Source organism: Enterobacter cloacae complex sp. HYC074_NIDB, assembly GCF_056673345.1.
In genome coordinates, this window is the sequence record NZ_CP114214.1 from 761,055 (window position 1) to 773,448 (window position 12,394).

At 56.0% G+C, this 12,394-nt stretch carries 9 protein-coding genes and 1 pseudogene; all 10 read left to right on the forward strand.

All coding sequences use genetic code 11. The annotated features are described in order from the left end of the window. Positions 1 to 108: 108 nt before the first annotated feature. Positions 109 to 314 (forward strand): annotated as a pseudogene (locus O1724_RS03725) (DUF2575 domain-containing protein); the annotation flags it as partial. 7 nt (positions 315 to 321) lie between these two features. Further along, positions 322 to 1,248 carry a bifunctional riboflavin kinase/FAD synthetase gene (gene ribF, locus O1724_RS03730; RefSeq protein ID WP_003856456.1) on the forward strand — a complete coding sequence of 309 codons (927 nt, stop codon included), beginning with the start codon at positions 322 to 324 and terminating at the stop codon, positions 1,246 to 1,248. Positions 1,249 to 1,293: 45 nt separating this feature from the next. Continuing rightward, the gene (gene ileS, locus O1724_RS03735) at positions 1,294 to 4,110 is read left to right on the forward strand and encodes an isoleucine--tRNA ligase (protein ID WP_039268722.1); all 2,817 of its coding nucleotides are present in this window, start codon (positions 1,294 to 1,296) and stop codon (positions 4,108 to 4,110) included. Further along, positions 4,110 to 4,610, forward strand: a complete 501-nt coding sequence (gene lspA / locus O1724_RS03740) for a signal peptidase II (protein WP_003856452.1) — start codon at positions 4,110 to 4,112, stop codon at positions 4,608 to 4,610. Before ileS ends, lspA begins: the two co-directional genes overlap by 1 nt. Before the next feature lie 116 nt (positions 4,611 to 4,726). Further along, entirely contained in the window at positions 4,727 to 5,176 is a 450-nt protein-coding gene (fkpB, locus tag O1724_RS03745) for an FKBP-type peptidyl-prolyl cis-trans isomerase (RefSeq protein ID WP_003856450.1), read from the forward strand. 1 nt (position 5,177) lies between these two features. Then, the gene (gene ispH / locus O1724_RS03750; RefSeq protein WP_003856448.1) at positions 5,178 to 6,128 is read left to right on the forward strand and encodes a 4-hydroxy-3-methylbut-2-enyl diphosphate reductase; all 951 of its coding nucleotides are present in this window, start codon (positions 5,178 to 5,180) and stop codon (positions 6,126 to 6,128) included. Positions 6,129 to 6,333: 205 nt separating this feature from the next. Then, entirely contained in the window at positions 6,334 to 7,155 is an 822-nt protein-coding gene (dapB, locus tag O1724_RS03755; protein ID WP_032608474.1) for a 4-hydroxy-tetrahydrodipicolinate reductase, read from the forward strand. A gap of 454 nt (positions 7,156 to 7,609) precedes the next feature. Further along, positions 7,610 to 8,758 (forward strand): glutamine-hydrolyzing carbamoyl-phosphate synthase small subunit, encoded by a 1,149-nt coding sequence (gene carA, locus O1724_RS03760; RefSeq protein WP_126297035.1) that lies wholly within the window; start codon positions 7,610 to 7,612, stop codon positions 8,756 to 8,758. A gap of 18 nt (positions 8,759 to 8,776) precedes the next feature. Continuing rightward, positions 8,777 to 12,001, forward strand: coding sequence for a carbamoyl-phosphate synthase large subunit (carB, locus tag O1724_RS03765; protein ID WP_023315370.1), 3,225 nt, complete (start codon positions 8,777 to 8,779; stop codon positions 11,999 to 12,001). A gap of 140 nt (positions 12,002 to 12,141) precedes the next feature. Beyond that, positions 12,142 to 12,375, forward strand: a complete 234-nt coding sequence (locus O1724_RS03770) for a YgdI/YgdR family lipoprotein (protein WP_003856439.1) — start codon at positions 12,142 to 12,144, stop codon at positions 12,373 to 12,375. Positions 12,376 to 12,394: the final 19 nt, after the last annotated feature.

A 12,394-nucleotide genomic window follows, 5' to 3' on the forward strand; every position in this document is an offset into this window, starting at 1 on the left:
CTCCCAAATATGATCTATGTGGACAATTCAAAGGCCGAGGAATATGCCCTCTATACCTTCTTTTGTCAATGGATTTGTGCAAATAAGCGCCGTTAATGTGGCGACGCTACGTTACGTAGTGATGGCGCAGGATTCTACCAGCTTGTCGTTCGTGAATACAGCTTTTCGGCGTAAAAATCGCAGTTGGCGGGCAGATTTTTTTGCTGTGAAAGGTCAGCGTGATGAAATCATACGGCTTTCTGTTTAGCGTGAACAATCGCCGGTTAACCTTAACCGCTGTACAAGGTATACTTTGGCGATTTTCACTGTTTTGAGCCAGTCATGAAGCTGATACGCGGCATACATAATCTCAGTCAAGCCCCGCACGGGTGCGTGCTGACCATTGGTAATTTCGACGGCGTGCATCGTGGGCATCAGGCGCTGTTGCAGGGATTGCGTAAAGAAGGCGAGGCGCGAGGCCTGCCCGTCGTGGTGATGATTTTCGAGCCTCAGCCGCTGGAGCTGTTTGCTGGCGAGAAATCCCCCGCGCGGCTGACGCGTCTGCGTGAGAAGTTACGCTACCTGGCCGAGTCAGGGGTGGACTACGTCCTGTGTGTACGGTTCGACCGTCGTTTTGCCGCGCTGACCGCACAAAATTTTGTCAGCGACCTGTTGGTCAGGCAGCTTGGCGTGCAGTTTCTCGCCGTGGGCGATGATTTCCGCTTTGGCGCTGGTCGTCAGGGCGATTTCTTGTTATTACAGAAGGCTGGCCTGGAGTACGGGTTTGACGTCACCAGTACAATGACCTTCTGCGAGGGCGGCGTGCGCGTCAGCAGCACGGCGGTACGTCAGGCGCTGGCGAACGATGAACTGGACACGGCAGAAACGCTGCTGGGTCACCCGTTCACGATTTCAGGTCGCGTGGTCCATGGCGATGCGCTGGGCCGCACGATAGGTTTCCCGACGGCGAATATACCGCTGCGTCGTCAGGTCTCCCCGGTTAAAGGGGTCTATGCGGTGGAAGTGGCAGGACTGGGCGAGAAGCCTTTCTACGGCGTCGCCAACATTGGCACACGTCCAACGGTTGCCGGTGTGCGTCAACAGTTAGAAGTACACCTGCTGGACGTTGTAATGGACCTGTATGGTCGCCATATAGATGTGATACTGCGTAAAAAAATACGCAATGAACAGCGATTCGCTTCGCTGGATGAACTTAAGGCGCAAATCGCGCGAGATGAATTAACGGCCCGCGAGTTTTTTGGGCTTTAGAACCGGCTTAACTGCCTACGTGATAAATACGGAACCGAGAATCTGATGAGTGACTATAAATCAACCCTGAATTTGCCGGAAACAGGGTTCCCGATGCGCGGCGATCTCGCCAAGCGTGAACCGGGAATGCTGGCGCGTTGGACCGATGATGACCTGTACGGCATCATTCGTGCAGCCAAAAAAGGCAAAAAAACCTTCATTCTGCATGATGGCCCTCCATATGCGAATGGCAGCATTCATATTGGTCACTCTGTAAACAAGATTCTGAAAGACATTATCGTGAAGTCCAAAGGACTCGCGGGATATGACTCGCCTTACGTTCCGGGCTGGGACTGCCATGGTCTGCCAATCGAGCTGAAAGTGGAGCAAGAGTACGGTAAGCCGGGTGAGAAGTTCACCGCCGCAGAATTCCGCGCGAAATGCCGCGAATACGCTGCCACCCAGGTTGACGGTCAACGCGCTGACTTTATCCGTCTGGGCGTGCTGGGCGACTGGTCGCATCCGTACCTGACCATGGATTTCAAAACCGAAGCCAACATCATCCGTGCGCTGGGCAAAATCATCGGTAACGGCCACCTGCACAAAGGCGCGAAGCCGGTGCACTGGTGCGTGGACTGCCGTTCTGCGCTGGCAGAAGCGGAAGTAGAGTATTACGACAAAACCTCGCCTTCTATCGACGTGGCGTTCGAAGCGGTCGATCAGGATGCGATCAAAGCTAAATTTGGTCTGCCTGGGGTAAGCGGTCCAGTCTCGCTGGTTATCTGGACAACCACCCCGTGGACGCTGCCTGCTAACCGCGCGATCTCCCTCTCTGGCGAGTTTGAGTATGCGCTGGTGCAGATTGATGGCCGTGCGGTTATCCTGGCGAAAGACCTGGTCGAAAGCGTACTGAAACGCGCGAACATCACCGATTACACCGTGTTGGGCACCGTAAAAGGCGACGCGCTGGAACTGATGCGCTTCAAACACCCGTTCCTGGACTTCGACGTTCCGGCGATTCTGGGCGACCACGTAACGCTGGACGCGGGTACCGGTGCGGTACATACCGCCGGTGGCCACGGCCCTGACGACTACAACATCAGCCTGAAGTACGGTCTGGAAATCGCCAACCCGGTTGGGCCGGACGGCTCTTACCTGCCTGGCACCTACCCGGCGCTGGACGGCATCAACGTCTTCAAAGCGAACGACATTATTGTCGACATGCTGCGCACCAGCGGCGCGCTGCTGCACGTTGAAAAAATGCAGCACAGCTATCCGTGCTGCTGGCGTCACAAGACGCCAATCATCTTCCGTGCGACCCCGCAGTGGTTCGTCAGCATGGATCAGAAGGGCCTGCGCGAGCAGTCTCTGAAAGAGATCAAAGGCGTGCAGTGGATCCCGGACTGGGGCCAGGCGCGTATCGAATCCATGGTGGCTAACCGTCCTGACTGGTGTATCTCCCGTCAGCGCACCTGGGGCGTGCCGATGTCGCTGTTCGTGCACAAAGAGACGCAGGAACTGCATCCGAACACCCTGGAACTGATGGAAGAAGTGGCGAAACGCGTTGAAGTTGACGGCATTCAGGCGTGGTGGGATCTCGACGCCCGCGACATCCTGGGCGCGGACGCGGACAACTACGAGAAAGTGCCGGATACCCTGGACGTGTGGTTCGACTCCGGTTCAACCCATGCCTCTGTGGTTGACGTGCGCCCTGAGTTCGCCGGTCACGCTGCCGACATGTATCTCGAAGGCTCCGACCAACACCGCGGCTGGTTCATGTCATCCCTGATGATCTCCACCGCCATGAAGGGCAAAGCACCTTACCGTCAGGTACTGACTCACGGCTTCACCGTGGATGGTCAGGGCCGTAAGATGTCCAAGTCCATCGGTAACACCGTTTCGCCGCAGGACGTAATGAACAAGCTGGGCGCGGACATCCTGCGTCTGTGGGTAGCCTCTACCGACTACACCGGCGAAATGGCGGTGTCTGACGAGATCCTGAAGCGTGCTGCCGACAGCTATCGTCGTATCCGTAACACCGCGCGCTTCCTGCTGGCGAACCTGAACGGGTTCGATCCGGTAAAAGATATGGTGAAGCCAGAAGAGATGGTCGTGCTCGATCGCTGGGCGGTAGGCTGCGCGAAAGCGGCGCAGGAAGATATCCTGAAAGCGTATGAGTCTTACGATTTCCACGAAGTGGTGCAGCGCCTGATGCGCTTCTGCTCCATCGAGATGGGCTCGTTCTACCTCGACATCATTAAAGACCGTCAGTACACCGCGAAAGCGGACAGCGTGGCGCGCCGCAGCTGTCAGTCTGCGCTGTACCACATCGCAGAAGCGCTGGTGCGCTGGATGGCGCCGATCATGTCCTTCACCGCGGATGAAATCTGGGGTTACCTGCCGGGCGACCGTGAGAAGTATGTCTTCACCGGCGAGTGGTATGAAGGTCTGTTCGATCTCTCCAGCACCGAAGCGATGAACGATGCCTATTGGGACGAGCTGCTGAAAGTGCGTGGCGAAGTGAACAAGGTTATCGAGCAGGCGCGCGCTGACAAGAAAGTCGGTGGCTCTCTGGAAGCGACGGTGACCCTGTACGCGGAGCCTGAGCTGGCCGCGAAGCTGACCGCGCTGGGCGATGAATTACGATTTGTCCTGTTGACCTCCGGTGCGAAAGTTGCGGATTATGCCGAGGCGTCTGCTGATGCTCAGCAGAGCGAACTGCTCAAAGGACTGAAGGTCGCACTGAGCAAAGCCGACGGTGAGAAATGCCCGCGTTGCTGGCATTACACTACCGATGTCGGTCAGGTGGCGGAACACGCAGACATCTGCGGACGCTGTGTAAGCAACGTCGCCGGTGACGGCGAAAAACGTAAGTTTGCCTGATGAGTAAAACTCTCTGTTCAACAGGACTGCGCTGGCTGTGGCTGGTGGTAGTGGTGCTGATTATTGATTTGGGCAGCAAGTTCCTGATCCTCCAGAATTTCGCTCTGGGGGATACGGTCCCGCTGTTCCCGTCGCTTAACCTGCACTACGCCCGCAACTACGGTGCGGCGTTTAGTTTCCTTGCCGACAGCGGTGGCTGGCAGCGCTGGTTCTTCGCGGGTATCGCTATCGGTATCTGCGTCGTGCTGGCGGTGCTGATGTACCGCTCGAAGGCCACGCAAAAGCTGAATAACATCGCCTACGCGCTGATCATTGGCGGCGCGCTGGGTAACCTGTTTGACCGCCTGTGGCACGGCTTTGTGGTCGATATGATCGACTTCTACGTCGGCGACTGGCACTTCGCGACCTTTAACCTCGCCGATAGCGCAATATGCGTTGGTGCGGCGTTAATCGTGCTGGAAGGCTTCTTGCCTAAACCAGCAGCGAAAGAGCAGGCGTAACAAAACCAGCCGGGTGACGCGTAGCGATCCCGGCCTACAGAATTTGTGGCCCCCGTAGGCCCGGTAAGCGTAGCGCCACCGGGCAACAGGTGACCCAAAACAAGCGAGCAATTTGCATGTCTAAATCCGTACAGAGCAACAGCGCGGTTCTCGTTCACTTTACGCTGAAGCTGGATGACGGCTCTACGGCCGAATCCACCCGCAACAACGGCAAACCAGCCCTGTTTCGTCTTGGCGATACCTCCCTGTCTGAAGGTCTTGAGCAGCAGCTTCTCGGTCTGAAAGAGGGTGAGAAAAAAGCCTTTTCGCTGGAGCCGGATGCCGCGTTTGGCGTGCCAAGCCCGGATCTGATCCAGTACTTCTCCCGTCGTGAGTTTATGGACGCGGGTGAACCGGAGATCGGGGCAATTATGCTCTTTACCGCTATGGACGGCAGCGAAATGCCTGGCGTGATCCGCGAAATCAACGGCGACTCGATTACCGTTGACTTCAACCATCCGCTTGCCGGGCGCACTGTCCATTTTGATGTAGAAGTGCTGGAGATCGATCCGGCACTGGAGGCCTGAAATGCAGATCCTGTTGGCTAACCCGCGCGGTTTTTGCGCCGGTGTAGACCGCGCTATCAGCATTGTTGAAAACGCGCTGGAGATTTACGGCGCGCCGATTTACGTGCGTCACGAAGTGGTGCACAACCGCTACGTGGTCGACAGCCTGCGCGAGCGCGGTGCGATTTTTATCGAGCAGATCAGCGAAGTGCCGGACGGCGCAATTCTCATCTTCTCCGCGCACGGCGTCTCGCAGGCGGTACGCAACGAGGCGAAAAACCGCGATCTGACCGTTTTCGATGCCACCTGTCCGCTGGTGACCAAAGTGCATATGGAAGTGGCGCGCGCCAGCCGTCGCGGTGAAGAGTCAATTCTGATTGGTCACGCCGGTCACCCGGAAGTGGAAGGCACCATGGGCCAGTACAGCAACCCGGAAGGGGGCATGTATCTGGTTGAGTCACCGGAAGACGTCTTTACGCTGAATGTGAAAAACGAAGCCCGACTGTCGTTTATGACCCAGACGACGCTTTCCGTGGACGACACCTCAGACGTGATTGACGCCCTGCGCCAGCGCTTCCCGAAAATCGTCGGGCCGCGCAAAGATGATATCTGCTACGCAACCACCAACCGTCAGGAAGCCGTGCGCGCGCTGGCTGAACAGGCGGACGTGGTGCTGGTGGTCGGCTCGAAAAACTCCTCTAACTCTAACCGTCTGGCCGAACTGGCGCAGCGTATGGGGAAAGCGGCGTTTTTAATCGACGACGCAACGGACATTCAGGAAGCGTGGGTGAAAAACGCGGTCTGCGTCGGTGTTACCGCAGGCGCTTCAGCGCCGGATATTCTGGTGCAGAACGTCATTGCCCGCCTGCAAGAGCTGGGCGGTGGCGAAGCGGTGCCGCTGGAAGGCCGCGAAGAGAACATTGTCTTTGAAGTGCCGAAAGAGTTGCGTATTGACGCGCGAGAAGTGGAATAGTTCTTTATCTGATGAAAGGCCAGCACCTCCTGTGCTGGCCTTTTTTTTACCCCAAACTTTATCGTGACGACAAAATCATGTCTTTTACTGATATTTAAGTCGGTTTCACGTTAAATTCTAATTATCGGTGTTTTCAGTTGGCAGGCTTTGCCAAGGCTGGTTAATCTGAAAACGGTTTACATCATTTTAACGTAAGAGAATAACTATGCATGATGCACAGATCCGCGTTGCTATTGCGGGCGCGGGTGGACGTATGGGTCGCCAGCTGATTCAGGCGGCACTACAGATGGATGGCGTGGCACTCGGCGCGGCGCTGGAGCGTGAGGGTTCATCCCTGCTGGGAGCCGATGCAGGCGAACTGGCGGGCGCGGGCAAGACAGGCGTAACCGTACAGAGCAGCCTTGAGGCAGTGAAAGAAGACTTTGATGTGTTCATCGACTTTACCCGTCCGGAAGGCACGCTGGCTCATCTGGCGTTTTGCCGTCAGCACGGTAAAGGGATGGTGATTGGTACCACTGGTTTCGATGATGCCGGTAAACAGGCCATTCAGGACGCAGCCACCGACATTGCGATTGTCTTCGCTGCGAACTTTAGCGTCGGCGTTAACGTCATGCTGAAACTGCTGGAAAAGGCAGCGAAGGTGATGGGCAATTATACCGACATTGAGATTGTTGAAGCACACCACCGCTATAAAGTTGATGCTCCATCAGGCACGGCGCTGGCGATGGGCGAAGCGATTGCTCATGCACTTGATAAAGATTTAAAAGAGTGCGCGGTCTATACCCGTGAAGGACATACCGGCGAACGCGTGCCCGGGACAATTGGTTTCGCAACCGTTCGTGCAGGCGATATCGTCGGTGAACATACGGCGATGTTCGCCGATATTGGCGAACGTGTTGAGATTACCCACAAAGCGTCAAGCCGCATGACGTTTGCGAATGGTGCAGTTCGCGCCGCTTTGTGGCTTAACGCGAAGGAAAAGGGTCTTTTTGATATGCGAGATGTGCTTGATCTCAATAATTTGTAAGCGATATTACCCATCGTGATGTGGTTATTGCAGTCGTAATTACTTGATTGCATGGGGCAATAATTTATTGCCCTCTTATTTTATCCGTTTTAGATAAAAAATAATGCTTAGGCGGTATAAAGCTTATTGATGTGCCATTTTTCTGTGAAATATATGTAAATTTTGACCATCTGGTCCACTTTTTGTCACCCGCCTCCCTAAAATTCTAACAAACCTGCCGCGCAAGCGTTTTCCGGAATGATTTACCTGATCTTTTTGCCCATTAAATCCCATTCCAGATGCCAGGCTTGCAAAAGAATAAACAAAACTCCCGTTTTAAGTTGACTTTTACATGGCAAATCCCCAGAATGCCGCCGTTTGCCAAAAATCCGCTGGCAACACATTTGCATTGATCCATGATATGGTTATGAATTAATATGCAAATAAAGTGAGTGAATATTCTCTGGAGGGTGTTTTGATTAAGTCAGCGCTATTGGTTCTGGAAGACGGAACCCAGTTTATCGGTCGGGCCATAGGGGCAACGGGTTCGGCGGTTGGGGAAGTCGTTTTCAATACTTCAATGACCGGTTATCAAGAAATCCTCACTGATCCTTCCTATTCTCGCCAAATCGTTACTCTTACTTATCCTCATATCGGCAATGTCGGCACCAATGCGGCTGACGAAGAATCCTCTCAGGTACATGCGCAAGGCCTGGTCATTCGCGACCTGCCGCTGATTGCCAGCAACTTCCGCAACACCGAAGACCTCTCTTCTTACCTGAAGCGCCATAACATTGTGGCGATTGCCGATATCGATACCCGTAAGCTGACGCGTCTGCTGCGCGAGAAGGGCGCACAAAACGGTTGTATCATCGCAGGGGATAACCTCGATGCGACGCTGGCGCTGGAAAAAGCGAAAGCCTTCCCGGGTCTGAACGGTATGGACCTGGCGAAAGAAGTGACCACGGCGGAAGCCTACAGCTGGACGCAGGGTAGCTGGACGCTGGAAGGCGGCCTGCCGGAAGCGAAACCGGAAAGCGAGCTGCCGTTCCACGTGGTGGCCTACGATTTTGGCGCCAAGCGCAACATCCTGCGTATGCTGGTTGACCGTGGCTGCCGCCTGACGGTCGTCCCGGCACAAACGTCTGCGGAAGATGTTCTGAAGATGAACCCGGACGGCATCTTCCTCTCTAACGGTCCTGGCGACCCGGCGCCGTGCGACTACGCTATCGACGCCATCAAGTCCTTCCTTGAAACCGATATCCCGGTATTCGGCATCTGTCTCGGCCATCAGCTGCTGGCGCTGGCGAGCGGAGCGAACACCGTCAAGATGAAGTTCGGCCACCACGGTGGTAACCACCCGGTGAAAGATATCGACAACAACACGGTGATGATCACCGCGCAGAACCACGGCTTCGCTGTGGATGAAGCGACGATGCCGGCTAACCTGCGCGTGACGCACAAATCACTGTTCGATGGTACCTTGCAGGGTATCCATCGTACCGATAAACCTGCGTTCAGCTTCCAGGGCCACCCTGAAGCCAGCCCGGGCCCACACGATGCCGCACCGCTGTTCGATCACTTCATCGAACTTATTGAGCAATACCGTAAGATCGCTAAATAATCAGGAGCTGAGAAGACCATGCCAAAACGTACAGACATAAAAAGCATCCTGATCCTTGGCGCTGGCCCGATTGTCATCGGCCAGGCCTGTGAATTTGACTACTCTGGCGCGCAGGCGTGTAAAGCCCTGCGTGAAGAGGGTTACCGCGTCATTCTGGTGAACTCTAACCCGGCCACCATCATGACCGACCCGGAAATGGCGGATGCGACCTACATCGAGCCAATTCACTGGGAAGTGGTACGCAAAATTATCGAGAAAGAGCGTCCGGACGCGGTGCTGCCGACCATGGGCGGCCAGACGGCGCTGAACTGTGCGCTGGAGCTGGAGCGTCAGGGCGTGCTGGAAGAGTTCGGCGTGACCATGATCGGTGCGACCGCCGACGCGATTGATAAAGCAGAAGACCGTCGCCGCTTCGACGTGGCAATGAAAAAAATTGGCCTTGATACCGCGCGTTCCGGTATCGCGCACAATATGGAAGAAGCGCTGGCCGTTGCGGCTGAAGTGGGCTATCCGTGCATCATCCGTCCATCGTTCACCATGGGCGGCACCGGCGGCGGCATTGCCTACAACCGCGAAGAGTTTGAAGAGATTTGTGAGCGCGGCCTGGATCTCTCCCCAACCAAAGAGCTGCTGATTGATGAATCGCTGATTGGCTGGAAAGAGTACGAGATGGAAGTGGTGCGTGATAAAAACGACAACTGCATCATCGTCTGCTCCATCGAAAACTTTGACGCGATGGGGATCCACACCGGCGACTCTATCACCGTTGCGCCAGCTCAGACGCTGACCGACAAAGAGTACCAAATCATGCGTAACGCCTCGATGGCGGTACTGCGTGAAATCGGCGTGGAAACCGGCGGCTCTAACGTGCAGTTCTCGGTGAACCCGAAAACCGGCCGTCTGATTGTTATCGAAATGAACCCGCGCGTGTCCCGTTCCTCCGCGCTGGCCTCCAAAGCCACCGGCTTCCCGATTGCGAAGGTGGCGGCGAAACTGGCGGTGGGTTACACCCTTGACGAGCTGATGAACGACATCACCGGTGGCCGCACCCCAGCGTCCTTCGAACCGTCCATCGACTACGTTGTGACTAAAATTCCTCGCTTTAACTTCGAGAAATTCGCCGGCGCCAACGACCGTCTGACCACCCAGATGAAATCTGTTGGTGAAGTCATGGCGATTGGCCGCACGCAGCAGGAATCCCTGCAAAAAGCGCTGCGTGGCCTGGAAGTGGGCGCGACCGGCTTTGACCCGAAAGTCAGCCTGGACGACCCGGAAGCGCTGACCAAAATCCGCCGTGAGCTGAAAGACGCGGGCGCAGAGCGTATCTGGTACATCGCCGATGCCTTCCGCGCGGGCCTGTCCGTCGACGGTGTATTTAACCTGACTAACATTGACCGCTGGTTCCTGGTGCAGATTGAAGAGCTGGTGCGTCTGGAAGAGAAAGTGGCGGAGCTGGGCATCAACGGCCTGGACGCTGACTTCCTGCGTATGCTGAAGCGTAAAGGCTTCGCCGATGCGCGTCTGGCTAAACTGGCGGGCGTGCGCGAAGCGGAGATCCGCAAGCTGCGCGACCAGTATGACCTGCATCCGGTTTACAAGCGCGTGGACACCTGTGCGGCAGAGTTCTCGACCGATACCGCGTACATGTACTCCACCTATGAAGACGAGTGCGAAGCGAACCCGTCCGTCGACCGCGACAAGATTATGGTGCTGGGCGGCGGTCCAAACCGTATCGGCCAGGGCATCGAGTTTGACTACTGCTGCGTACACGCCTCTCTGGCGCTGCGCGAAGACGGTTACGAGACCATCATGGTCAACTGTAACCCGGAAACCGTCTCGACCGACTACGATACCTCCGACCGCCTCTACTTCGAGCCGGTTACCCTGGAGGACGTGCTGGAAATCGTGCGCATCGAGAAGCCAAAAGGCGTGATCGTGCAGTACGGCGGCCAGACTCCGCTGAAGCTGGCGCGCGCGCTGGAAGCAGCAGGTGTACCGGTTATCGGCACCAGCCCGGATGCGATTGACCGTGCGGAAGACCGCGAGCGTTTCCAGCAGGCGGTTGACCGTCTCAAGCTGAAACAGCCGGCGAACGCCACCGTGACCGCGATTGAAATGGCCGTTGAGAAAGCGAAAGAGATCGGCTACCCGCTGGTGGTGCGTCCATCCTACGTACTGGGCGGCCGCGCGATGGAAATCGTCTACGACGAAGCGGACCTGCGTCGCTACTTCCAGACGGCGGTGAGCGTTTCCAACGATGCGCCAGTGCTGCTCGACCGCTTCCTCGACGACGCGGTTGAAGTCGACGTGGATGCCATCTGCGACGGCGAAATGGTGCTGATTGGCGGCATCATGGAGCACATCGAGCAGGCGGGCGTGCACTCGGGTGACTCCGCCTGTTCTCTGCCAGCGTATACCCTGAGCCAGGAGATTCAGGACGTGATGCGCCAGCAGGTGCAGAAGCTGGCCTTCGAGCTTCAGGTTCGCGGCCTGATGAACGTTCAGTTCGCGGTAAAAGACAACGAAGTCTATCTGATTGAAGTCAACCCGCGTGCGGCGCGTACCGTACCGTTTGTCTCTAAAGCGACCGGTATTCCGCTGGCGAAAGTGGCGGCGCGCGTGATGGCTGGCCAGACGCTGGCTCAGCAGGGCGTCACGAAAGAAATCATCCCGCCGTACTACTCGGTGAAAGAGGTGGTGCTGCCGTTCAACAAATTCCCGGGCGTTGACCCGCTGTTAGGGCCAGAGATGCGCTCTACCGGGGAAGTAATGGGCGTGGGCCGCACCTTCGCAGAAGCGTTTGCGAAAGCGCAGCTGGGCAGTAGCTCCACCATGAGAAAATCTGGCCGTGCGCTGCTCTCCGTTCGCGAAGGCGATAAAGAGCGCGTGGTTGACCTGGCCGCCAAGCTGCTGAAACAGGGCTTCGAGCTGGACGCCACTCACGGTACGGCGATTGTGTTGGGTGAAGCGGGTATCAACCCGCGTCTGGTGAACAAAGTGCATGAAGGTCGTCCGCACATTCAGGATCGTATCAAGAATGGCGAATATACCTACATCATCAACACCACCGCAGGACGCCAGGCGATTGAAGACTCCAAGCTGATTCGCCGCAGCGCGCTGCAATACAAAGTGCACTACGACACCACCCTGAACGGCGGTTTCGCAACAGCGATGGCGCTGAATGCGGATGCCACCGAGAAGGTGATTTCGGTGCAGGAAATGCACGCGCAGATTAGCAAGTAACCCCCATTGCCCGGTACCGTTCGGTTACCGGGCAATTTTCCCATCTTAAGAACCTTCTGGTTTTTCATCCGCTTTCAGTCAGTTAGCCTAAAATAGTTAGGTCGATAACGAAAATTCAACTGAGAGCAGGGGAATACACCATGCAAAATAAATTACTGATCGCTTCCGTTCTGGCTGCCACCGCAATGTTCACCGTGGCGGGCTGTTCGTCCAATCAGGCCGTAAAAACCACCGATGGCAAAACGATTGTTACTGACGGGAAACCGCAGGTGGATGACGATACCGGTCTGGTATCGTACAAAAACGCCGAAACCGGCCAAACTGAACAGATTAACCGTGACCAGGTTAAATCAATGGGTGAGCTGGATAACTAAAAAAAAGCAGTGGCACATG

Excerpts from the sequence above, each read along its gene's own strand:
- ribF (WP_003856456.1), top strand. The coding sequence starts at position 322 with ATGAAGCTGATACGCGGCATACATAATCTCAGTCAAGCCCCGCACGGG.
- ileS (WP_039268722.1), top strand. The coding sequence starts at position 1,294 with ATGAGTGACTATAAATCAACCCTGAATTTGCCGGAAACAGGGTTCCCG.
- lspA (WP_003856452.1), top strand. The coding sequence starts at position 4,110 with ATGAGTAAAACTCTCTGTTCAACAGGACTGCGCTGGCTGTGGCTGGTG.
- fkpB (WP_003856450.1), top strand. The coding sequence starts at position 4,727 with ATGTCTAAATCCGTACAGAGCAACAGCGCGGTTCTCGTTCACTTTACG.
- ispH (WP_003856448.1), top strand. The coding sequence starts at position 5,178 with ATGCAGATCCTGTTGGCTAACCCGCGCGGTTTTTGCGCCGGTGTAGAC.
- dapB (WP_032608474.1), top strand. The coding sequence starts at position 6,334 with ATGCATGATGCACAGATCCGCGTTGCTATTGCGGGCGCGGGTGGACGT.
- carB (WP_023315370.1), top strand. The coding sequence starts at position 8,777 with ATGCCAAAACGTACAGACATAAAAAGCATCCTGATCCTTGGCGCTGGC.
- O1724_RS03770 (WP_003856439.1), top strand. The coding sequence starts at position 12,142 with ATGCAAAATAAATTACTGATCGCTTCCGTTCTGGCTGCCACCGCAATG.